We start from the raw sequence: 23,862 nt of genomic DNA on the forward strand, positions 1-23,862 counted from the left end.
GTTTCGAAACGATTATCTGTTATTTTTGGGGAATTTAAAACCGTTGTTATTGGGTATTTTACAATCGTTGATTACAAAAGCCTCATGTTCAAAACTATAATTACTTGTACCAGACTGATCAATTACAATATCAACAGAATCTTTTTGAATAGGGATGTTTAAGAAATCAGCACAGATAAATAAAATGTTTCTTTTAGGATTTCTTTTTTCAATTACATCTTTTAAAAATAAAAGTTTATTCAAATCTCGATCAACAGCAATATATAAACAATCTTCCGGTAGTTCTTCATAACTATTCCGTAAAAAGAATCCGAGGCCGGATCCTAAATCCAGTAGTATCTTATTATTTAAATCTAGCTGCATTAGTTTCTTTTTCGCCCATTCTCCTCCCTTCTGTATATTTTCTAAAAAAGCAGTATCCGTTTCATGAATATAATCCGAAATAGTATCATCAAGTGACGTCAGCTCATTTGCTTTAAATAATTTACCCGCAGTTATAATTCCTGAAGTAATAATATATTCTTCACCACAATCACAAATTAACTTCCCCTCAGTAATTTGATTGTTAGTAATAATTCCATCTTGAAGAATTAGTTTTTTGCTACACTTATAACATGTAAGTAAATGTAGTACACTTAAATCTATCCCTATAATTGAATTAGAAGTTTCATTTGTTAATAATAAATCATGTAACACTCCCTTTAATTTATCCCGTTTCTTCTCTAAAAGTTCTATTTCCTGTTCCATCTTGTCATATTTCAGTTTAAATAAAGATTGGTAAAAAGTATCTTTTTCGTAATTCATAGATTTCGCTAAATTTTTATAAAAAAATAGTTCTTTAATTTCATTCAAACTAAATCCTAAATCTTTGTAATGTAAAATGAGTTCTAAATCTGTTTGACAATACTCATCAAAAAAATAGTGTCCTCCCTTTTTTTCAGGAATAATGAGACTAAGATCCATATAATGTCTAATTGTATCAATACTTAAGTTATTTACTTCTCCAAACTTACCGATTTTCATAATATCCCTACCATTTAAATATTTTTTTATACAGATTTCTATTTTTATATTTAAAAACCCTTTAAACTTTTGAAACAACATTATTTACGTTATGTATGGGGTATTTGAATACCACATATTTTATAAGGTGTATAATCCTTTTATTTAATTAAATTTCCATCGTATAGAACGTATAGGATATACAGGAATTTATAACTTAATATAGAAAATAAAAAGGAGGAGTTTATATTCTAAATAAGGGGATATACATACGGAATGAGGGATTAGAAAATGAAAATTGCAATAGTCTGTTTCGATAACTTTACTGATATTGATGTTTTCCTACCATGGGATTTATTAAATCGTGTACGTTTAGTTGGTGGTATTTCTGATTGGGATGTCCAGCTTTTAGGAACTGAAAAAACTCATATATCCATGTCTGGCTTACGTATGCCCATGACAGCAAGTATATCTGATCTTCCTTCTGCTGACGCTGTAATATTTGCAAGCGGTAAAGGTGTACAAGATTTATATAAAAACCAAGAATATATTAATAGCATTCATGTAGATCCTCAAAGACAATTAATAGGATCTATGTGTTCTGGTTCACTACTATTAGGAGCTAAAAAATTGCTAACTGGCAAAAAAGCAACTACATATCCATCCGCAGTAGAACAACTTAAAGAATTTGGCGTAGAGGTTATTGAAAAAAGTTTCGTAAACGAAGGAAATATTTCAACTGCTGCGGGTTGTTTTGCTGCTCAAGAACTTTCAGCTTGGATTATAAGGACCCTGCTTAATGAAGAAATGGTTGATATTGTACTAGAAACTGTTCAGCCAGTAGGAAAAGGTTTATATTTTTAAATAAGTCGAGTGATTGGTTAGTCCTGGAAACAATAAAATGAATTCTTTTGCTTAATATAGACATGGTGTGTCCCCATTTTCAAATAAAAAAACCCGCGAATCATTCACGGGTTTTCTTCTTAATAACTAATTGCTATTGTACCTTCACCTGCATGTACCGCAAATGAAATTGGTAATGGGTATAGTTTGAAATCCATTTCAGGGAATGCTTGTCTAATATCTGCAATCCATTCTTCAGCTCCAGGTTTATCGTTAGCATGGAACATGTGAAGTACTTTTGGTAATTCTTTTTCAAGTTCATTTTTAATGTATTCTCGACATTTTTGGATTTTGCGAACTTTCTTTTCAAGTAAAAGCTCGCCACCTTTTACTTCTAATATTAAGTTAACACTTAATAAACTCCCAAGTAAAAATTGAACTCCCTTTACACGTCCACTTGCGTAAAGACCCTTTAAACTTTTCGGGAATACGTGGAAAGGTCTTCTTTTTTCATCTACTAATGTTTTGTGTATATCTTGTAAAGTCATACCATCATTGTATAACGATTTCGCTTTTCTAATTAGTTCATCCATTGGATAACTTGTTGTTTCGCTATCTAATACCGTTAATGGGAACCCTGCCATTTCTGCAGCTAACTTCATGTTTTGATAGGTTCCACTTACTTTTCCGCTAATAGCAACTGCAAATCCCTCTTCATATTCTTCTTTGCATTTCGAAAATAACTCTACCATTTCCCCTATGTTAGGTTGTGATGTAGTGACAGTTTTACCTTCGTTTAAAGCATTATAAACGCGCTCGCGCACACCTTCTTCACAATCTTTATACGACACACCATCAATAATAACTTCAATTGGGATAACAAAGTTATCTCCTTCTGTTGTAAAACTCGCAGTTGTACTATCAGTAATCCAAGCAACACGCTTCATGTTGTTCCTCCCTTAATTCAATTCCTCTTTTCTAATTTTTCTATATATTTATGTTATGAAAAGAGAATATCCCTGTAATAGTAACAGGACTTTATTGTTTTGGCTATAGTAGATAGATGATAAATGTGAATATTTCTTGTCTTTTTCACAAATTAAAAAGAAAATCAAGAAATTTGCTCGATTTTCTTTTTCCCATACATTATTTAAAAGTTTCATTATCTAAAATCACAACATAATCGTTCGTCAAGCGACCTGCTTCTTTCGTATAACTAACAAGTCTTTGTATGTTATCACAGCTAAGTTTTGCACCCCATACGAGTAGTGGTACACCAATAAAGTCAATATGAAATCTTCTAGAAAACAGACCGCCAAAAGTCATTGGTAAAGGTACAGTTGGTGATGTATTAGAAAAAACGATCTTTTCATGACTTTGATAATGTTTTTGCAAAATCTCTCCTAAATGCTTCATCGCAGGTACAACGACTTTAGATGCCCCGCACCCAATTGTATATACAGGATTACCATTTTCATCTATTCCATGAAAAATAATTTTCCCCATATCTTCGGTTTTCAATTTATTAAAGTAATCTACATTTAATATTTCTTCTTTCGTTAACTTACGGTCAGTTGGCAATTTATTTAAATGATAAGCTGCAGCGAGTGCAGTTGAATGTGTTCCGCCGAAATCAGTGTAAATGAATATCATATGATCATCCCTTGTTATAAAAGTTCAATGTTATTTAGTATTACCGTTCACAGCATTGTTAAACAAGGGATAAATGTATTTACACTTTTTGTATTAACTCATTATATTTTTTCCAGATATAATATCGTCTACTTATTACCGTACCTAATGTAATACATAAAAAGGCATTCGTTACAACCATTAATGTGGAATGTGTACTACCTGAAAACATACTTTGCTTAATTCCAATTTTCGCACCTAAAATAACAAGAAGAATCATTGTGCTTAACCAATTTCCTTTTCGTAATACATGACCCGTTTCACTATCTAATCGAAATGTTAAAACTTTTCCGCGTATAATGCCAAAACCTAAGCCAATTCCAAGCATTGCAACAAATAATAGTCCTTGCAGCAAAGTTATTTGTCCCATATGAATAATGGACTGGATTGTTACAAAGCCCAACAAAACTGGAACAAGCCAAATGCGATTTATTTTGATTTTTCGCTCTTTCCCTTGCAGCAAAACAATAATAAGAATAACAAGTACAATATCCATTTAAAGTCCTCCTATATAGTTGTTTGCCTTTAAAAATTATATTCTCTTCTTTTCATTTCATAATTGAAATACGATAACTCCTTTCAATTGTATGATGTGGAATTTGATTTCCCATCAGTCTGAAGCATTATTTTAAAAAATAAAAAGACGTACTTTTTACCCGTACGTCTTTAGTACCGTTATTTATAAAATAAAGGTTTTCTAGTCAACTAAAATGTTTTTCAAAACAAAAACAATTATGAACTCGTTTAAATTGTTTTCTTATGTCTTCTTTATTTTCACCTGTATAATGAGCAAATGTTTGAACCGGATATAACTGATCAATATTACTTTTCATTACACCTTTTATCTCGTCTGTATGATCGCTATATACGTGTAAATACGAATCTACGTTTACAAATCCGTTCTTTTCATACCATCCATGTACCCATAGATTGTCCCTAGTCCACGCTTCTAATCGATTTAGGTTAAGTTCTTTCGCTAACTTTTCTGCCTCATTTAATAGTTGATTACCAATTTTCATTCTACGGAAATCCGGATGAACTGCAATATGCCAAATCATGCCGCCAAGACCTGTCCCTCTTGAACATACCGTACGTTCTTCTAATTCATATTCAATATCTATTAAACCCACAATTTGATTTTCGTATACAGCTACTAATTCAATTGCAGGATTTTCATATTTTTCTTTCTCTTTAAATACGTTATCGTAATATGCTGTATCTAAAAAAGATAACACACGGCAACGTACCCAACCGGTTTCATCAGATTTTTTATATGCTCTAATCTTAATATCCATGTAATCTAAAAGCTCCCTCTATATTTTTATTAATTTTTCAACTCCTACTTCGTTGCTTTAGACATATAATCAATTGAACAATCTAAATCTAGATATAATAATTTTCTGGACTATATCCTTTGCATTAATCATATTTGTCACCGTCATATGCAGAAGAGATTCTTCCACCTAATTATTATTCAATATATAGATGGAAGAATCCTCTAGTGATGTATACTAATTGAAAAATGGAAGAAAAAATTATTTGGAATCTACTGATTCAGCATGATATACCTTGGATTTTGAAGGTAATAAAGTAAACACACACAATATAATAGTTATAAGTAACATTACCAATGATCCTACAATAACTACATGTTGTATAGAAATAAATTGAGTTGCAACTCCGAATAGAATCGTAATCAAAATGGTTATGCCGGCAATTACTAGTCCATATATACTTCCAATCCGTCCCATTATGTGAACGGGAACGTTGTTTTGATAAAAGGTATAATATCCTGTATTTGCATATGCCATAGAGAAAGATAAAATAAGAAATCCGATAGCAGCTATTACGAACCCATTTGAAAAAGCATAAATTAAATAACCAATTGCAATGAATAATGATCCTATTCCAATTAAAAATGACGGCGCTAATTTTTTAGATAACATTGTATTTGTTATAGCTCCTAAAATAATTCCAGCCCCGCCGGCACTAACTAAAAATCCATATTCACTATCTGTTAACAATAGAACTTCTTTAGCAAATGACAATTCAAGCGAATCATTTGCGGTAGCTAAAACCATCATCCCTTGAAATAAGAAGTACACAAAAACGATATACAAAGATTTTTTACTAAAATTTAAAACGATGTTCCAATCTTTTTTTAGTACAGCTAAAGATAACTTGTCATTTGATGTATGCATATCGGATTTTTTATCAAGATTAGGTAATAGCAATGTAATTACTCCTGATAAGAGAAATGCTATAGCATTTATATATATTGCAAACTCTGGTGTACTTGCTATTAACAATACTCCCGCTATCGCTGGGCCAATTAAAAATGCACCAGATCCTATTAAACTACGCAATGAGTTGAAACGTTGTCTTTTCTCAACTGGAATTAATTTAGTCATATATGTCATAGCAGTTGGCTCGTAAATTGCATTAGCCATACTAATAAAGAATACGAATACATAAACCATCCAAAGTGATGGAAGTAAAGGTAAAATAGCGATAAATACCGCACGATATATATCGAGGTGAAACATTAATTTTCGTTTATTTAAACGATCAATCATACTCCCTGACCAAGCGTTTGTTAATAAAGCGGCTAATGGTTTAATTACATATAAAGTAGCAACAGCTAGGGCTGAACCGCCCATATTATAGACAAGTACGTTTAGTGCTATTAAGTAAATCCATGCCCCTAAATTTGCAATACCAACTCCGGACAGTAATAATAAAGGATATTTCCAATCGTTAAGTAAGTTTTTCATTTTCGGCCCCGCTTTCCAAATTATTTTTAACCAATAAAAAAATCCCACCCCCAAGACTTTAGTCTTAGGGACGAGATTTATCATCGCGGTGCCACCCTAGTTTGTTAATATGTCACCATATTAACCTTATCAGGTACTGCACTCTAATTCATGCTTATACCATAGCTCTATAACGGGAGCTCCCGTCACACCACCCCCTAATAATAGGTTCCGATGTGCTGCTCAGAGGCTTGGTTCAATAAAGAATTTTTACTCCTTTTCAGCTAAATGGAGCTCTCTGTGAAAAATTCATTTTATTTACTCTTCTCTTCACTGCATTTGATTTTTCCATATTATCACATTTATATTTAACTGTAAATAAAAAATAATCAGATATTTACAGTTGGTTCATTTTTGCTTTTCGACCAATTCGGCATACGAAACGCATTAGCTTTTTATGAAGATAAGGAAATAAAGTGAAGAGTACATCCATTGTTTTTTTTAACGGCATTGGACATATAACTAATTTATTTTTATGAATAGCTTTCAGCGCAATTTCAGCAAACTTGTCTGCTGAAATCGGCTTATTTGTTTTTAGTTGTTTTATAATTTGGCTCTTATTCATATTAATTGCAATTGATTTTTCAAATATGGGTGTATCTACAAAAGTTGGACAAAGCACACTTACATTTACACCATATTCTTCTGCCTCATAATGTAATGAAGTGGTTAAACCGACGATAGCATGTTTGGTAGTTGCGTACGCGGTACAAAGTGGAGCAGGTCCTAAACCTGTTGCAGACGCAGTATTAATGATATGACCAAATCCTTGTTTTTTCATGAATTGGTAAGCCAATTGTGTCCCGTAAATTACTCCTAATAAATTTATTTCAATAATATGTTTCCAATTATCTAAAGACATATCGAATACTTCTCCATACATAGCAATTCCTGCATTATTAAACATATAATCAATTCTACCAAACTCATTAACTATTTTTATAATAAGTTCCTCTACGGATTCAGCGTTAGTAACATCTAAATATTCGAACCTAGCTAGTTGATTATTATTTTTTATATTATTCACAAGCTCTTGACCACTTGTTTCATTAATATCTGCGATAATTACAAATATATCTTTATTTGCTAATTGAATAGCTAAAGCTTTACCGATACCAGAAGCTCCGCCAGTTACAATTGCGACTCTTTGTTCATCCATATAAAAAACCTCCTGTTGTTAATACATATAATGAAAACGGACGAGTGTAAAGATTTGAACAATCGTTCTAATTCGCTTGTAATGCTACGCATGTTTGTTTGAAATAGAGAGTAAAAAAATCGTAATGGCTTCATTAAATAAAACTTCTAATTTCTCTGTTTCAAATGAATGAATGAATTGACATAATCCACCTAGCCATGAACCTAATAAAAGACTTGAATCCTCAACATTTTCTATATAAAATTCACCACTTTGTATACCTTCATCCAAAATGTTTTGATATGTTTTTAAAGGGATAACAGCTAAACCATAGAGTTGTTGAATTGTAGAAGGGTTCGCGCTCGGATCAGAGGCAAGTTCTTGTCCTGCTCTTAATAATGGCGTTTTGTAATTATAAAGTACAAATTTAGCTATCCCATATAATTTCCCAGTAGCATTTGTATACTGTTTTTCTGCTATTTCCCATTTATCGTGCCAATTTCTCATACTGTCTTTAGCTAAATAAACAAATAATTCTTCTTTATTTTTATAATGGTAATATATATGTCCTTTACTATAACCAGAGGCTTTTGCAATGTTATCAATTGAAGTTCTTGTATATCCTTTTAAGGAAAATAATTCTGTCGCCTTCTCTGCTATTATTTCTTTGGCTAAATCGCTATCGTATCGTCTTTTATTCAATGTAGACTCCTTCCGTCATTTCATACAAAAAAAATTGAACAATCGTTCTAATTTCAATATATGTAAGTTTTTTTGTTTTAGTAACTGTTAAGTTTTTTATTTATTATTTTTTATAAAAATTACGGTGCGTGAAATTACTAAACTCTATAAAAAAAAAGAGCCTATTGTATATAGACCCTTCACATTGCTTGAATTAATTTGTATTTGCCTCTGCTAACGGTTGTAACGGTGGTTCTAATTTTAGTTCTAATGCATCGCCTTCTTGTATAGCTTGTCCTTTTTCAATACTTTGATTTGTTACATATCCCGTACCTGAAGTTTTTAAATCTAATTTTAATAGTTTAGAAAAATACATAACATCACGCATTGACCAACCTTGTAAATTGGGCATTGTTGCGTTGTTTCCTAATAAAAATATACGATCACCTTCACTCATTACTTCACCAGACTGCGGATATTGTTTTTTTATTTTTCCTTCTCCTAAAATTATCGGTTGGAGTTTCTCTTTTTTCACATTATTCTCTACCGTATCTATTGATTGATTCACATAGTTTTGCACTTTTAATTGGGATTTTTTCGTTGCATCGGCCATTTGTTGTTCTGTATATGGTTTCACCTTTAAATATTCAAGACTATTTTTCACAACTGGTTTAAATATTTCAGCGAGTGGCTGGGCTCCATATTCATCTCCCTTTAACTTTGGCTGCTTAATAGCTAAATATATAATTAACTCTGGGTCATCAATTGGAGCCATACCTAAAAATGAAAAAATATAATTTTCTTTTCCTTCCATATATCGTCCATTTTCAGGATTTGGAATTTGGGCTGTTCCTGTCTTGCCTCCTATTGGGTAACCATCGACTTTATACATTGTACCTGTACCTTTTGAAGACGTAATAACACGCTCCATTAAGTCTCTTACCTTGTCCGCAGTCTCTTTTTTTATCGGATTGCCAACTTCTTTCGGTTGATTTTCCATAATAACTTGCTTGTTTGTTGGATTTACAACTTTGTCAACGATATATGGTTGCATCATTTTCCCGTCATTTGCTATAGCGGTGGCAGCTTGGATTAATTGAATTGGAGTTACTGTAGAACCTTGTCCGAAAGAAGTTGTTACTTGTTGAATTTGTGTATTTAATAATAAAGTATTTTTACTTTCACCAGGTAAATCTATTCCCGTTTTTTGGTTGAAACCAAATTTATTCATATATTGCTTAAATTTATTTGGTTTTAATAACTGATCTTCTAAAATAGAAAAAGCTACGTTTGATGACCTTTCAAAACCTTCATCAAATGTTATAGATCCCCATCCAAACCCACCATTATGATCTTTTATATCCGCTGAACCTACTGAATACTTTCCGGATTGAAAATATTCTTTCCCGTTATATACACCTTCATTGATTGCAGCAGCTAACGTAAATACTTTCATCGTTGAACCTGGTTCATATGCATTTGCGATTGGATCATTTAAAAAGTATTCAATATCCCCTTTATTAGGATTAAAACTAGGTTTACTAGACATAGCTAAAACTTTCCCCGTCTTTGGATCCGCTATAATACCTACTAACATAGAAGGATCATAGTGCTCTTGCGCCTTATTCATCGCTTCTTCTAAAAAACTATTAATTTGTTTATCAAGCGTAAGATATACGTTATTTCCATGTTTAGCGGGTTCTATTTTTCCTATATCATTTGTAAGCGGGATACCTCCTCGCGCTCCCACATATTCTATATTCCCATTTGTCGAGCGTAAATATTTATCTAAACTTTTTTCAAGTCCAAACTTCCCTTCTGTATTTCCTTTATCGTCTGGTCTAGCAAAACCAAGTATATAAGATGCAAAATCTTCATTTGGATACACTCTTGCTTTCTCAGGCATAAAAGAAACACCTGGGATTTTCAATTTTTTAATTTGTTCTTTCTTTTCCCTAGACAAATTCCGGCCAACTTTTCCGATTTCAACTTGCGTACGCCCCTCATGGAAATTTTTTAATACGTCCTCTTTATCAATTTCAAGCGCAGTAGCTAATTGCTCTGCAGTTTCATCTTTATTTTTCACTTTGTCATTACCTTTCAAATTCACAACAACACGATACGTTGTTGAATCTTGAACGAGCACTTTTCCAGTTTGATCATAAATCGTGCCACGATTCGCTTCCAAAACACCATTTTTATTATGTTGTTCATTTGCTAAATCCTTTACATTCACATTTTGCACGACTCCTACTGCTTGAATATAGAAAAAACGTAAAAGCATAATAAGAAACAAAACAATAAAAGCAATCATAAAATACCGCGCGCCTTTATTCGTTTGAAGTTTATGCATATTTCGCTCCTTTCTTTCACCATTAATTACTACAAAGATGTGCTACCAAATATGTAGTTTTTACTTTCACTACTATATGTTTCGAACATTTCCTTTTAATTCCCTTAAAACAGTCTGAAAGTAGTTATTGTTTCTGTTTCTATTTTTTTTATCTATTTATATTACGGTACGTGAAATTTAAGAATATTCCATCATTAGATGGTTGGTTTATTATAAATTACAAATTTCATAAAGACTTTTAATGCTAACCCAGTATTATTTTGTCACTCTTTTAATACTTATGGCCCTTATCTTGTGCACAATAAAAAGTTCCCCTCTGGATTTCCAAAGGAGAACTTTCAAACAAACCTACAAATAGTTATTTATAAAATTAAGCTAAATGATTATATTTCGCTAAAAAAGGAATACGTTTCGCTACCAACGCGTACGTTTTAAATACAAATTTCGCTATCGGCTCAAACGTACGTGTACTTTGCACTACTAAGCCACTTGTGATAAATGTTAAGAAAGCAGCACCCAGTATATCTAAAGGATAATGAACACCTACGTACATACGTGAAACACCGACTAATACTGCCCAAATAAGAGCGACATATTTAAGTTTTTCTCCTCTAAGCAAAAATACAAATGCAATTGAAAATACAAGTACTGAATGATCACTAACAAATGATGAGTCCGCTGCATGTGGTACTAATTGATGTACATCATGTGATACAAACGGACGTGGATGGTAATATACCGCATGTATCACAACATTTACTAGTAATGCGATAATGACTGAAAGTGTCGTATATAACACTGTATATTGTTTTTTTATTGCATTAATTTTCTTTCCATTGTTAAACCATAAGATAACCATAAATAAAATCGCTACATATGCAGCACTATTTGTAATAGCGATCATTAGCGAATCTAATAGTTTGGACGATCCAGCAAAATTATTAAACCATTGAAATACTGTGTAATTCATAATACTCTCTCCTTGCATAAAAGCTTTCTTGATTTACACAGTATACAACATCAATATGAAAATGGGCTGAAACTTTTCTCATCAAATTCTCATTTTACTATCACTTATTTGACAATATTAAGACTAATTATAACGGCCAATTATGTATAAAGCTGAAAAACCTTTAAAACAATATGAATCATATGCTTTTTATGTGTAGAATACATAACATAGTTACTTCAATATACTAGTTAAGAAATCATATTTTTAATACATACGAAGTGCAATATTACCGAATTGTTCGCCTTGTTCCATACGTCTTAACGCTTGAGTCGCTTCTTCCAACGAATACACTTTATCCATAATTGGTTTAATCTTATATTTCTCTATAAACTTCATCATCTCATTAAATTCTTCACGGCTACCCATAGATGTCCCCATAATATCAATTTGATTATAGAATAACGCTCGTAAAGGCAATTCAATTTTATCTCCTGAGCTTGCGCCAAAATTAACAATTCTCCCATTTTGTTTTAATACATCAAAATATTTTAAGAATGTTGCTGGCCCTATACTATCAATTATTAAATCTACTTTCTCTCCGCGCAAACTCTCTTCCCAATTTCCAGAACTATTGAAGGAAAAGTCTGCACCATATGTTTTGGCAAGCTTCCTTTTGTTCTCTATCCTTGAAGTAACACTTACTTTTGCGCCAATTGCTTTTGCAAATAACATAGCAAACGTCGCTACACCGCCGCCTATCCCCGGAATTAAAACATGTTCGCCACGCTTTAATCTACCCTTTGTAAAAAGCGCTCTATATGCAGTTAGTGCCGATAAAGATAAAACACCAGACTCTTCCCAAGAAAGATATGACGGTTTTGCCACTACATTTTCTACTGGCACAATAACACATTCAGCAAACGTTCCATCTTTCGGTCCACCTAACACCTCTGGTAACTCGGGTATTTCAGCAATATGATCCCATCCAATACTAGGGTTAATAATAACCTCATTTTGTAATAAAGTTCTTGAAACACTTTCTCCAATCTCTGTAATTATACCTGCACCATCTGATCCTAGAACTAATGGGACTTGCATTTCTTTTCTATTATTCATTATAAATAAATCTCGATGATTTAATCCTGCTGATTTTAATTTTACTTTCACTTCCCCAGCGCTAGGGTTTCTCTCAGGTAATACTTTATATTCTACCCCTTCAAATCCTGCTTTATATTGTTGTACGATAGCTTTCATTTTTATTCCCCCTTAATAATTCTAATGTACTAGAAAGTTCGAAATAAACAAAGTAATTTGACTATAAAAAAGAAGGAATGTAAAAACACCCCTTCTTTTCAATGTATTAAAGTGAAACGGTAGGCAGTATAATCGTAACGATTGTTCCTTCACCTTCTTTACTCTCTATTCGAATAGTTCCGTTGTATTTCTCTACAAGACGTTTTGCGATAGACAAACCTAGACCGTTTCCACCTTGTTTTCGACTTCTTGCTTTGTCCACACGATAAAAGCGGTTAAGAACAAATGGTAAATCAGCTTCGGGTATTCCCGCACCACGATCTATGATACGAATTTTAACTTTCCCTGATTGTACACTAGATTCAATACAAATATATTTATTAACTTCTTTTGTATATTTCACTGCGTTATCCAATACGATAATAATAATTTGTTCTAAGTAAGATGAAGGGATTGAGACATATGCCGAATCTTCACCCAGTTTCATATCAAATTGAAATTCAGTTTGAAGTACAGCAAAGTTTTGTGTAACTTGTTTTAATATGCTATTTACATGGACTGGATCAGCTGCAATTGGATGCATCTGTTCTGATTCAGCTCTTGATAGTTCTAGCAATTCTAAAACTAACTTATTTAAACGATCAACTTCCTTTAAACTGGATTGAAGCGATTTATCTAAAACTGCTGGATCATTTTTCCCCCACCGATTTAACATAGACAAGTGTCCTTGAATAATTGTTAGTGGTGTTCTCAGTTCATGGGATGCGTCTTCTACAAACTGCTTCTGTTGTGTAAAGGAAGTTTCTACTTCATCCATCATTTCGTTAAAAAGAAACGATAATTTTGCAAGTTCATCATTATTTTCACGTACTGGAACCCGTTCATTTAGCCCATTTTTCTTAATACGCTTCATCGTATTCGTTATATTTTGAATACTTGATAATAGCTTTTTCGTGATTAGTACCCCACCTAAAAAACTAAGGATTAATCCACATATTCCGGCAATAATCATTACCACTAAAATAATTTTTAATAAATGATCAAAAGCCTCTAAGTTTTTCGTAAGTTCAATCGTGCCAGTGAACTCTTTTGTTTGAATTGGTATACGTTTAACTAATATGCGATCTTCTACATGTCTTTTTATAAATAATTCATCTTGTAAAACTTGTTTTGGCTTTATCCATGTCTCATTAAAATCTCGCGAAACAGTAACAATTGGTTTTCCATCCATGCCGATAACACGAATCATTTGATGTTTATCAATCATATTATTTAAGAAATCTTTACTGTTTTCAAACGTTTTAATCGAAAGGGTATCACTTTTATCTTGGTAATATGCCGCTATTTCTGTCACTTGCCTATTTATTTGTTTCTGTTCATAATCTATAGTCCACTTATTGATTACAATAAACTGCAAAGTGCTATATAAAATGAATAAAATAAATACTAATGTAGTGGACCAAAGTGTTAATTTCCACTTTATAGGTAGATTTCGAATTTGATGCACAATATTTTTAATCATTTCATTATATATCCAGCACCGCGGACCGTTTGGATATATTCCTCCTTATCTACACTATATAACTTGTTACGTAAATAACGAACGTATACATCAACGATATTCGTCTCAACCATTGCATCATATCCCCATACTTGATCCAATAAAACATCACGGGTAAGTACTCTATTAATATTTTTCATAAACATAAGCAAGAGTTCAAATTCTTTATTTGTAAGTTCGATTTCTTCATTTCCTTTTGTAATAGTTCGAGATTCAATCTGGAGCTGTAAATCTTTGAACGTAAGAGATGAAACATGCTTGTTTTCTATATGTTCTTCCCGTCTAAATATAACCCTCATACGTGCCAACAGCTCTTCAATTGCAAATGGTTTCGGAAGATAATCATCGGCTCCGCTATCTAATCCTGTCACGCGATCCATAATACTATCGCGTGCAGTTAGCATAATAATTGGTGTATTTTTAGTTGCCCTTAATCTACGACACACCTCTATTCCATTTAATCCTGGTAGCATTAAATCCAGCAGAATAAGGTCATAATTTGTTTCAAGTGCAGCTTCTAAACCCTTCCGCCCATCAAACTGTATATCGACTTTATATCCTTCATACTTTAGTTCTAACTCTAAAAAATCAGCTAAATTTTCTTCATCTTCAATGATTAATATGTGTTGCAACAGCAATGCCCCCTATACAGTTAAATGAATCAGTAATCCTACTCCAAATATAATTGCCATAATTTGATGTACTTTTCTATACAATATCAAGTTTATTTTTTTATCATGTTTCTGTAAGAAAAGTCCAATGACACCTAGTATAATTAAAATAAAAAGGGAGAATATACCACTATAAAATATAAGTATATGTCGACTTCCTTTTAATAAAAAATAAACACCGTGAGTAATTGATACAGCTAATACAGTATATCCAATTAATACGTGAAATTTTTTAATGAACAAATATAAGTCTTTTATCAATTTAACCCCAATTATATTTTTCTTTTTAAAAAATAACCATACATGACGTAAAAACCATAATGATGCAGCTAAAATCGTCCCATATTCACCGAAAGAACCTAATTTCTTATTTAACCCTTTTACATTTAATACGTTGCCGTAAATTACATTAATAAGTAACAATGCTACACTACAAAAAATAATAGTAAAGCCTATAATTTTTACAAATAAATGAAAAGATTTATGTTTTAGTAGCTTTTCCATTTCATTTAAGCTCCTTTCTTAAAAAGTTTCTGTAACCAGCAGAATATCAAATAAAAAAAAAAGGAACATGAGAACAAGATTAAAATAAAATGAGAATTTCAAGATCACTTAATTTGTTTAGCTTCCTTTATTATTTTTTGAATAAACGGCGCTTTTGCACTTGTATATGAAACTCGATCAAAAGGATATGTAGCTGCAAGTCTCTCTTTTAGTTCTCTATATTCTTTACGTGCCCATTCATGCTTTATTAGAAAGTCTCGAAATAAAAGATTGTTTTTCCATTCGTCACTATTATAAATATAGACATGTAAATGATGAGTGCCCGCTCTCCATTTTCCCTTTCTAAAAAACGCCAATTAGGTGATTCTTTTGGAACGTACTCATATCCAATTTTTAATAAATCTTCAATTCACTTTTCGATAATTTGCAAATCTGTTACGCCAATCATCATATCAATTAAAGGTTTCGCTCCTAGTCCTTGTACAGATGTGCTCCCTATATGTTCAATAGCAATACAATCTCCTCCGAATAAAGAAATAAATTTTTCCTTTTCTTTTAAATACTCTTCATGCCACTCTTTTTCATATGATTTAATAACGATTTGTTGTTCCACTTTATTCACACTCCTATAAGTGTTCATCATTATATTTATAAAATTTCATGTGATTAACATAGGATTTTTACAAAATATGTCGAATACTGAAATATACAACTTAATTATAATAAATGCGAGGTATATTATGGAAGCTAAACCAGTTGAAATTCAGTTAAATCAAATAACATTCCAATTAAAAGAACATCATAATTTTGATTGGCTCTTGAAATTAGGAACCGTATTTGCAGTTTTTGACCAGCAAGATTCAGGTAATATAAGTTTTGGTGTTGAAAAAAATGGCCATAAAAAATTCATTAAATACGCAGGGGCACAAACAATTGCATACGAAGGAACAATAAACGACGCTATTGAACGGTTAAAAAATTCAGTTTCCCTATACGAGGAATTAAAGCATAACTCGCTTATAAAACTAATTGAACATTTTCCAGTTCAATCTGGATATGTATTAATTTTCGATTGGTTTGATGGCGAATGTCTTCATTCGCACTGGAGTTTCCCGCCTCCTGAGAAATATAAAAATCCAAACTCTCCATTTTATAAATTTAAGCATTTACCTGTTAGAAAACGAGTTCAATCCTTAAATTCCATTTTTTCTTTCCATACATATGTCGAAAAGAAAAACTATGTAGCGATAGATTTTTATGATGGTAGTATTATGTATAATTTTAATACAAATGAAACGAAAATTTGTGATATTGATTTATATTCTAAAAAACCATACGTAAATAAAATGGGAAGATTATGGGGTTCCTCACGCTTTATGTCTCCTGAAGAATTCGAGCTAAACGCTATGATTGATGCGAGAACAAATGTATTTAATATGGGTGCAATGGCTTTCGCAATTTTAGGTGGTGGAAAAGATCGCTCCTTTACAAAATGGGAAGCAAGTAGGGATTTATATGAAATAGCGTATCGTGCTGTAAATGAAAACCGAATGGAACGATATGTATCGGTTGAAACATTTTATGAAGAGTGGCTAAACATGGCTAATACTGAAAAAATATAAACTTATATTATTAAAAGCAAAAAGTTTCTACTATAATCATGTATAATATATATGAAATGGAAATTCAAAATAACGAGGCAAATATATTATGAACTTTGTTTATATTAATCAAAACGTATTAAATAATCTTCTTTACATTCTAATTAGTATATTTATTTTTTATTTTATATACGATAGCGGGCGCTATTTAAAGAAATATAAAACACTACTTATTACTCTTTGTTCGAGTATCCCACTTATTCTATGTATGAGATACCCTATCTATATGGATGAGAGTTGTATTCATGATTTAAGACAAATCCCAGTCATAATTGGTACACTCTATGGTGGATTCCCTGTCGGTATCATATTGTTTACAATTTTATTAATTACAAGATTTTTATTTTATGGATTTAATATGCTAACTGTCATTGTTTACGGAATAATGTTTATCATTACAGCATTCGCATCCGCAAAATTTAATACATATAATAGAAAAATAAAAGTAGCTTTTTCCATGTTTTTAACCTTTTTCCTAGCAATATTTACAACTGTGATTGTGTTAACTTTATCAAATTTTGAAGTAAATAATTTGTATATTATTTACTTCATAATATTACCGACTACTCTAATGCTATTTATTGTTTATATAAATGAAGTTATAAAAGATGCAGTATGTATGCGATCAAAATTAATTAAAGTGGAGAAAATGGAGATTGTTAGCCAACTCGCTGCTAGCATATCACATGAAGTAAGAAACCCTTTAACTGTCGTAAAAGGATTTACACAACTTTTAAAAACATCCAATCTAACTCCCGAATCGAGAGACAAATATATTGACCATATACTTGAAGAATTAAATCGTGCTCAAGAAATTATTGATGACTATTTAACATTTGCCAAACCTGCTCCAGAAAAATTAGATCATATTTCAGTCGAACAAGAGTTAAATAGAGTTATTAATATGATAGTGCCCTTATGTAATATGAATACGGTACATATTACGAAAGATTTCTCCAATGCAACAATAGTTGGTAATAAACAGCACTTTCAGCAATGCTTTTTAAACTTAATAAAAAATGGTATTGAAGCAATGCCTAATGGTGGCACTTTAAATATCTCCTCTTCTATTAGTAATAATAAAGTTATCATACGAATTGAAGATAGCGGAATTGGTATGTCACAAGAGCAAATAAATCGCTTTGGCGAACCGTATTTTAGTACAAAAACGAAAGGTACAGGTTTAGGCACAATGGTTGCTGTTAAGATCATTGAAACGATGCAAGGTAATTTGAAAATCCGAAGCGTTATGAATAAAGGTACTACTTTGACAATTACATTTCCGAAATGTAATACAAACGCATCTAACAACAAATAAAGCGAAACCTCCACCAAAACCACAAGAACCACCGTAACTCATATTTTCTCCTCCTTTTGGTTTGAAAACTAATAGGTAGTTGATCATTTTAACTGGTTCGTATTATACATTATGTAAATATCCCTTTTTTGAGCATGTCTATATAAAAATAAGTAAAAGCACTCATTTGAGAGTGCTTTAAAACGGATACCAAAAATTTTGAAATACATGTAACTTTAAATATACTGCAGCAATTAAAATAAAAATACCTATAAATAAAGCAATGAAATCCCCGCTTTTCGCTTTATTTGTATAGAACCACGTACGTGTATCCTTCTTTCCAAACCCTCTTAAATCCATTGCGTTTGAAACTGTATCGATTCTCTCTAAAGAATGAATAATTAAAGGCCAGAAAATTAAGACACGGTTTTGCATGCGGATCCATAAACTTGCTTCTCCTTTTTCAAAAGCTACTCCTCTCGCCTCTTGGGCATGTTTAATAACTTTATATTCGGACTGAATATCAGGTATATAACGTAATGCAATATTTATCGCATAAGTAATTTTATAATGAATTCGAAATTTACTTAAGCTACTCACAAATTTGCTTGGATCAGTCGTATAAATAAAAATAATTGTAAATGGTAATAACGTAAAATACTTTAACGAAAGTGTAGCTGCATAAAATAATGTTTCGTATGTAATTGTTGCATATCCAATATACACAAATGAAGTATATGATCCGGTTAATTCAGATCCATGGGTTGGTGTAATAAATAAGATCATAACAGAATTTAATAAACTAAATGTAAATATAACAGTAAAAACAATAAAAATTTTACGAAATGGAATTTTAGCAACTAGAAATCCGATACATCCAATCATAAATACAAATAGCAATATGCGAAAATCAAAAAATAAAAAAGTAAGTGTCATACAAAAAATAAATAATAACAATTTCACTGATCCGTCCATGCGATGAAAATATGTATTATACACCTTCCTCCCTCCTAATATCATCAAAATAAAGTTCCATAAACCTTTCAGGATTTGCAATACCACTAAATTTAACGAGTTTAAATAAAGAACTCTCCTTTAAGTTCGCTCTTTTTAACGTTTCTGGATGACCTAATACAATAGATGCAGTATTATTCGCAATAACTTCTCCTTCCTTTAGAACTATTGCTCTGTCTGCATATTCTAATGCGAGATTCATATCGTGTGTGATAAAAATAAAGGATAGTCCCTTTGCAGCTAGTTTTCTAATAAACGTCATAAATTGTTTATAATGATAATAATCTTGTCCCGCTGTCGGTTCATCTAATATGATAAGTTTTGGATTTGTTGTTAGTACAGATGCAATCGTTAATCTCTTTTTTTGCCCATAACTTAATGCCTGAATTGGCCAATTTCGAAATGGATACAGGCCACAAATTTTTAATGTTTCCTCTGCTCTAAGCTTAATTTCTTCCTTCGAAAATTTTTTTAATTTTAATGAAAATGAAATTTCTTCCATTACAGTAGCTTGTGTAATCATATGATTTGGATTTTGCATCACATAAGATATAACCTCACCGCGTTTACGAATAGACCAAGAATTGATATTTACTCCATCAATTAAAATCCTATCATTTTTTGTTTTGTTTATCCCTATAAGACTATGAGCTAGTGTTGATTTTCCAGCTCCATTATGTCCTAGGAGTGCTACTATTTCCCCTTTAAATAGAGAGAAATTTACATTGTCTAATACTTTTTGTTTATTAGGATATGAGAATGACAAATTCTCTACTTTCAATAATTCTTTTTTTGTAGGAGTATCTTTACAAAAAGTTTGCTTCTCCATCCACTCATTTATTACTCCACTAACACTTTCCCTTTGAAGATTTTCAAGTGGGTATATTACGTCATTATTACTATCAAAATGCAATCTCTTTAAGCCTTCTATGTACATAGGTTCTCTTAATCCGATAGATGGTAATATATTTGATGCTAAAATCTTTTCTGGTGTGCCTATCGCAACAATTTCTCCTTCATCAATTAAAATGATTTTATCTAAATCTAGGTTTAACATTTCTTCTATTCGATGTTCAATTATTACAATTGTTTTATTATATTGTTTATGTATATCTTTAATAAGTTCTACTGTATGTAAGCTACTAACTGGATCTAAATTTGCTAACGGTTCATCGAACAATAATATATGAGCATTTGTTGTTAACAGACCTGCTAAAGAAACAGTTTGTTTTTGTCCTCCTGATAATTCATGTGGACTTTGTTTATGAAAATTATGCATCTTTACCTTTTTTAATGATTCCGAAACAATCTTTTTCATATCATCTTCATTTACGCATTCATTTTCTAAATAAAAAGCTACATCTTCCTCTACTGTAAGACCAATAAATTGTGCATCTTGATCTTGCAAAATTGTTCCAACCTGTTTACTCTGTTCAAAAATACTTCCTTTCCTCGGGTCTTTTCCGTCAATTAAAATAGTACCAGTACTAGTCCCTTCATAAGAAAATGGGATTAGCCCATTCATACAATGAGCTAATGTCGATTTCCCTGAACCACTTCGCCCAGCAATCAGCACTTTTTCCCCAGGATATATATGAAATGTAACGTCTTTAACAGTAGGCTGCGCTGCATGCTTATATTGAAAGTTGAATTGTTCAAAAGAAATAATTGGTTGCATGTTAACATCCCTACTTTTCAATTTTTAAATGTGTATGTTTTTTATTAGATTTAGCTAACCCTATTGTAATTGGCAATCCAAGAACTAAAAATACAATAACATCAGCAATTGTTGCACCTAATACTTGTATAACAATTTTATCAAACGGTTCTCCCATCACGATAATATCGAATGCCCCAGCAAATATAATAGCAATGACAATACCAATTAACCCAGTAATAGCTAAATAGGAAATATCTCCTTTATTATATGTCCCGTTTTTCACACTAAAGCCAACTCTTTTTTGAATGAGCCCCATTGCAAAGCCGATAATGCCGGAACTAAAAACCCAGCCCCACCAAATACCCCAGCCAGCAATTGTATCTGTTACGGTATGACCGATAAGTCCTATTAACAGTCCTGCCACTGGGCCAAATAACGCACCAAAAATGGTTAAAATAGCTAACGCAGGTTTAATAAATGTATTGGGTGCAATAGAAAATCCCCAAAGTCCTAATATCCCGTATAATGCTGCTCCAATTCCGATTGCCACTACTAATTTTGTTGATAATTTGTTCATTACAATTCTCCTCTCTTAATAGTCAACTTTTATTACTCTATATTTATTTTGAAAATGAATTATGCATCGACACTCCCTTTCTATACAACAAAAAATGACCTCTTACATAAGAGGTCATTTTCTTTCACGTTCAAGAATCCTCTTATCTTCCAAAAAACACATCGTGTTCTCTGCGGAATTAGCACCTTCCTATAAATATATATAGGGGTTGCTGAGGTTTCATAGGGCCGTTCCCTCCACCTCTCTGGATAAGTATTAATTTGTAATTCGTATTATGGCATTAAAAAATATAAATTTCAATACTTTTCTAATTATTTTTATTTTTCGTTTAATAGTACATTTAAATCATTGTATTATTATCGGAATTGTGAAATAATAAATTCAAAATAGTTACGGGAGGAATGTACGATGAAAGTAATCGGTTTAATTGGTGGACTAAGTTGGGAATCTACATCATTATACTATAAACATATTAATACACTTACACTCTCTCAATACGATCAAAATGCAAAGCTTGTTTTATATAGCATGGACTTTGGTGAAGTAACTACTTTATTACAAAATCACCAATATGAAGAAGTGAAAAACGAATTAGTCACCGTTGCAAAGAAGGTTGAAAAATCCGGAGCTGAATGTTTATTAATGTGTTCCAATACGGTCCATCTATTTGCTGAAGAAGTGGAAAGTGCAATATCCATTCCACTTCTTCACATAGGTGATGTAAGTGCTAAAGAAATGGTAGAACAGAATATAAAGCGTATCGGATTATTGGGTACGAAACAAACGATGGAACAAGACTTCTATAAATCACGATTAGCGAATTATAGCATTGAGACAATCATCCCCAATAAAGAGGAAAGAAATTTTATTCATCATGTTATTTTAAATGAATTAAGTAAAGGAATTATTTCAGAAACATCAAAAGAAAAGCTATTACAAATTACAAAGTCATTAATTCAAAATGGCGCAGAAGGTATACTACTAGGTTGCACCGAAATACCGTTGCTCATTTCCCAAAACGACCTTACTGTTCCTGTTTTTGATACTGCTTTTTTACATGCAAATACTGCTGTGCAGTTTGCGGGATAATCATATAAAAGCATAAAGGTGCGCCTCTATGCTTTTATATTACCCACACTATTTATTTAAAAGAGATGTAATCACTGTGATTGCTTCATTTGAACCACCACAATCTAAAAAACTATCTTTCAGTTTTCGTATTCCATGCTTATACTTTTCATTTGAAAGAACATCGGTTACCGCTTCTTTTAACGTTTGCACATTAACATTCTCTTTCAATAACCGATGCGCTGCTTCAAGCTCAGTTAATCTTTGTGCTATCATTGGCTGGTCTTTATCATGTGGAATGATGACAAATGGGACATTAAAATGAATAGCATCGTGTACACTGTTCATACCGCCATGTGTAATAAAAACATCTGCTTCACTTAATACTTCTGATTGAGGTACGTATGGAGCAATTACAAAATTGTTTGGCGCTTCCTTAATTTTAGAACGATCATTTCTATCGCCAATTGCCATTACAACTAATCCATTAAAATCTGAGAAAGCATCAATACATGCATTAAAGAATGGTTCGATCCCTTCAAGCAGTGTTCCCATTGAAATATAAATAACTTTCTTATCTTTAAGCGATTCAAGTGGAAATTCAACATTTATTTTACGCTTTGAAATACTTGGTCCAATAAAAATGTTATTTTCTCCGAACGAATCGCTATTAGGTTGGAAATAACGACTTGTGTACACAAGAGTAACATCTCCCTTATTATGCATAAATTGAAGATTATTTTTAGGCTTTACTCCAAATTCACGATCCATTTGATATAACAACTGTTCAGAAATTTCATCAGGTCGGAATGGTATTGCTGCATTAGGATGAAAAGGTAAAGTCTCCAAAAATTCAGTAGGAATTAAAAATATAGGAGAAGAAACTATGCCTGGAATTTGTAAATACTCCTTTACTAACTCTCCAGCACCAAATATATCATAAATTACGAAATCAAAATGTATGTTTTCACATAATTGTTTCACAATTTCTAATATATATAAAGAAGTTTGAACATGTACACGAAAGAAAGAATTCAGCCCATCTAGGGGTAGCGTCAGGAAAATGCGGATTTACAACGTTAAGGAATTCAATATAAAAAAGCCTAATTTCTCGGTGTTGC

20 protein-coding genes, 3 pseudogenes, 1 riboswitch and 1 other annotated feature are annotated in these 23,862 nt (G+C 31.9%); of the genes and pseudogenes, 4 read left to right on the plus strand and 19 right to left on the minus strand.

Features of this window, described 5'->3' with window-relative positions; genetic code table 11:
• Positions 1 to 63: 63 nt before the first annotated feature.
• Positions 64 to 1,023: pseudogene (locus tag PDQ68_RS26430) on the minus strand (methyltransferase domain-containing protein); the annotation flags it as partial.
• A gap of 270 nt (positions 1,024 to 1,293) precedes the next feature.
• Between PDQ68_RS26430 and PDQ68_RS26435 the strand changes: the two are divergent.
• On the plus strand, positions 1,294 to 1,866 hold the full coding sequence (locus tag PDQ68_RS26435) for a DJ-1/PfpI family protein (RefSeq protein WP_061182323.1): 573 nt from the start codon (positions 1,294 to 1,296) through the stop codon (positions 1,864 to 1,866).
• 119 nt (positions 1,867 to 1,985) lie between these two features.
• Here PDQ68_RS26435 and PDQ68_RS26440 read toward each other — a convergent pair whose 3' ends face one another.
• The 14 genes and pseudogenes from PDQ68_RS26440 to PDQ68_RS26505 form a co-directional block, all read right to left on the minus strand.
• Positions 1,986 to 2,792 (minus strand): DegV family protein, encoded by an 807-nt coding sequence (locus tag PDQ68_RS26440; protein ID WP_000831949.1) that lies wholly within the window; start codon positions 2,790 to 2,792, stop codon positions 1,986 to 1,988.
• A 199-nt stretch (positions 2,793 to 2,991) separates the two neighbouring features.
• On the minus strand, positions 2,992 to 3,498 hold the full coding sequence (locus tag PDQ68_RS26445) for a DUF3189 family protein (RefSeq protein ID WP_016717602.1): 507 nt from the start codon (positions 3,496 to 3,498) through the stop codon (positions 2,992 to 2,994).
• A gap of 79 nt (positions 3,499 to 3,577) precedes the next feature.
• Complete coding sequence (locus tag PDQ68_RS26450) at positions 3,578 to 4,033, minus strand: DUF1453 family protein (RefSeq protein ID WP_016717601.1); 456 nt, start codon at positions 4,031 to 4,033, stop codon at positions 3,578 to 3,580.
• Positions 4,034 to 4,238: 205 nt separating this feature from the next.
• On the minus strand, positions 4,239 to 4,832 hold the full coding sequence (locus PDQ68_RS26455) for a GNAT family N-acetyltransferase (RefSeq protein ID WP_270787104.1): 594 nt from the start codon (positions 4,830 to 4,832) through the stop codon (positions 4,239 to 4,241).
• A 240-nt stretch (positions 4,833 to 5,072) separates the two neighbouring features.
• The gene (locus tag PDQ68_RS26460; protein WP_029141126.1) at positions 5,073 to 6,311 is read right to left on the minus strand and encodes an MFS transporter; all 1,239 of its coding nucleotides are present in this window, start codon (positions 6,309 to 6,311) and stop codon (positions 5,073 to 5,075) included.
• 63 nt (positions 6,312 to 6,374) lie between these two features.
• Positions 6,375 to 6,633 (minus strand) — a binding site (T-box leader).
• A 54-nt stretch (positions 6,634 to 6,687) separates the two neighbouring features.
• Positions 6,688 to 7,509, minus strand: a complete 822-nt coding sequence (locus tag PDQ68_RS26465) for an SDR family NAD(P)-dependent oxidoreductase (RefSeq protein ID WP_016717598.1) — start codon at positions 7,507 to 7,509, stop codon at positions 6,688 to 6,690.
• Positions 7,510 to 7,593: 84 nt separating this feature from the next.
• A complete protein-coding gene (locus PDQ68_RS26470) occupies positions 7,594 to 8,190 on the minus strand; it encodes a TetR/AcrR family transcriptional regulator (protein WP_061182318.1) in 597 nt (198 codons plus the stop codon).
• A gap of 193 nt (positions 8,191 to 8,383) precedes the next feature.
• Complete coding sequence (locus tag PDQ68_RS26475) at positions 8,384 to 10,522, minus strand: penicillin-binding protein (protein ID WP_000549361.1); 2,139 nt, start codon at positions 10,520 to 10,522, stop codon at positions 8,384 to 8,386.
• A gap of 370 nt (positions 10,523 to 10,892) precedes the next feature.
• Complete coding sequence (locus tag PDQ68_RS26480; RefSeq protein WP_001110136.1) at positions 10,893 to 11,492, minus strand: undecaprenyl-diphosphatase; 600 nt, start codon at positions 11,490 to 11,492, stop codon at positions 10,893 to 10,895.
• Between the two features lie 246 nt (positions 11,493 to 11,738).
• Positions 11,739 to 12,728, minus strand: a complete 990-nt coding sequence (locus PDQ68_RS26485; RefSeq protein WP_061182400.1) for a zinc-binding dehydrogenase — start codon at positions 12,726 to 12,728, stop codon at positions 11,739 to 11,741.
• Between the two features lie 106 nt (positions 12,729 to 12,834).
• Entirely contained in the window at positions 12,835 to 14,250 is a 1,416-nt protein-coding gene (locus PDQ68_RS26490; RefSeq protein WP_000594489.1) for a HAMP domain-containing sensor histidine kinase, read from the minus strand.
• Positions 14,247 to 14,921 (minus strand): response regulator transcription factor, encoded by a 675-nt coding sequence (locus PDQ68_RS26495; RefSeq protein ID WP_061182402.1) that lies wholly within the window; start codon positions 14,919 to 14,921, stop codon positions 14,247 to 14,249. Before PDQ68_RS26495 ends, PDQ68_RS26490 begins: the two co-directional genes overlap by 4 nt.
• A 12-nt stretch (positions 14,922 to 14,933) precedes the next feature.
• On the minus strand, positions 14,934 to 15,464 hold the full coding sequence (locus PDQ68_RS26500) for a hypothetical protein (protein WP_000413330.1): 531 nt from the start codon (positions 15,462 to 15,464) through the stop codon (positions 14,934 to 14,936).
• Positions 15,465 to 15,568: 104 nt separating this feature from the next.
• Positions 15,569 to 16,077: pseudogene (locus PDQ68_RS26505) on the minus strand (GrpB family protein).
• A gap of 127 nt (positions 16,078 to 16,204) precedes the next feature.
• Between PDQ68_RS26505 and PDQ68_RS26510 the strand changes: the two are divergent.
• Together PDQ68_RS26510 and PDQ68_RS26515 are read left to right on the plus strand one after the other, a co-directional pair.
• A complete protein-coding gene (locus PDQ68_RS26510) occupies positions 16,205 to 17,086 on the plus strand; it encodes a protein kinase family protein (protein WP_000387625.1) in 882 nt (293 codons plus the stop codon).
• An 88-nt stretch (positions 17,087 to 17,174) separates the two neighbouring features.
• Positions 17,175 to 18,443 (plus strand): sensor histidine kinase, encoded by a 1,269-nt coding sequence (locus PDQ68_RS26515; protein ID WP_033678423.1) that lies wholly within the window; start codon positions 17,175 to 17,177, stop codon positions 18,441 to 18,443.
• A 177-nt stretch (positions 18,444 to 18,620) separates the two neighbouring features.
• Here PDQ68_RS26515 and PDQ68_RS26520 read toward each other — a convergent pair whose 3' ends face one another.
• From PDQ68_RS26520 to PDQ68_RS26530, 3 genes are read right to left on the minus strand one after another with little or no spacing between them, the layout of a single operon-like run.
• Positions 18,621 to 19,421: an energy-coupling factor transporter transmembrane component T family protein gene (locus PDQ68_RS26520; protein ID WP_270787109.1), complete on the minus strand. Its 801-nt coding sequence runs from the start codon at positions 19,419 to 19,421 to the stop codon at positions 18,621 to 18,623.
• A complete protein-coding gene (locus tag PDQ68_RS26525; RefSeq protein ID WP_061182362.1) occupies positions 19,414 to 21,114 on the minus strand; it encodes an ABC transporter ATP-binding protein in 1,701 nt (566 codons plus the stop codon). The genes PDQ68_RS26520 and PDQ68_RS26525 overlap by 8 nt, the downstream gene beginning before the upstream one ends.
• Positions 21,115 to 21,124: 10 nt before the next feature.
• A complete protein-coding gene (locus tag PDQ68_RS26530; protein ID WP_001038197.1) occupies positions 21,125 to 21,673 on the minus strand; it encodes an ECF-type riboflavin transporter substrate-binding protein in 549 nt (182 codons plus the stop codon).
• Positions 21,674 to 21,812: 139 nt separating this feature from the next.
• Positions 21,813 to 21,928, minus strand: a riboswitch (SAM riboswitch).
• A 153-nt stretch (positions 21,929 to 22,081) separates the two neighbouring features.
• On the opposite strand from PDQ68_RS26530, the gene PDQ68_RS26535 reads away from it, so the two are divergent.
• Entirely contained in the window at positions 22,082 to 22,762 is a 681-nt protein-coding gene (locus tag PDQ68_RS26535) for an aspartate/glutamate racemase family protein (protein ID WP_000864407.1), read from the plus strand.
• Between the two features lie 48 nt (positions 22,763 to 22,810).
• Here the strand turns inward: PDQ68_RS26535 and PDQ68_RS26540 are convergent.
• Positions 22,811 to 23,782: pseudogene (locus tag PDQ68_RS26540) on the minus strand (nucleotide disphospho-sugar-binding domain-containing protein); the annotation flags it as partial.
• Positions 23,783 to 23,862: the final 80 nt, after the last annotated feature.

It is taken from the genome of Bacillus cereus group sp. Bc010 (assembly GCF_027716745.1).
In the GTDB taxonomy this organism is placed as follows: Bacteria; Bacillota; Bacilli; order Bacillales; family Bacillaceae_G; genus Bacillus_A; species Bacillus_A pacificus.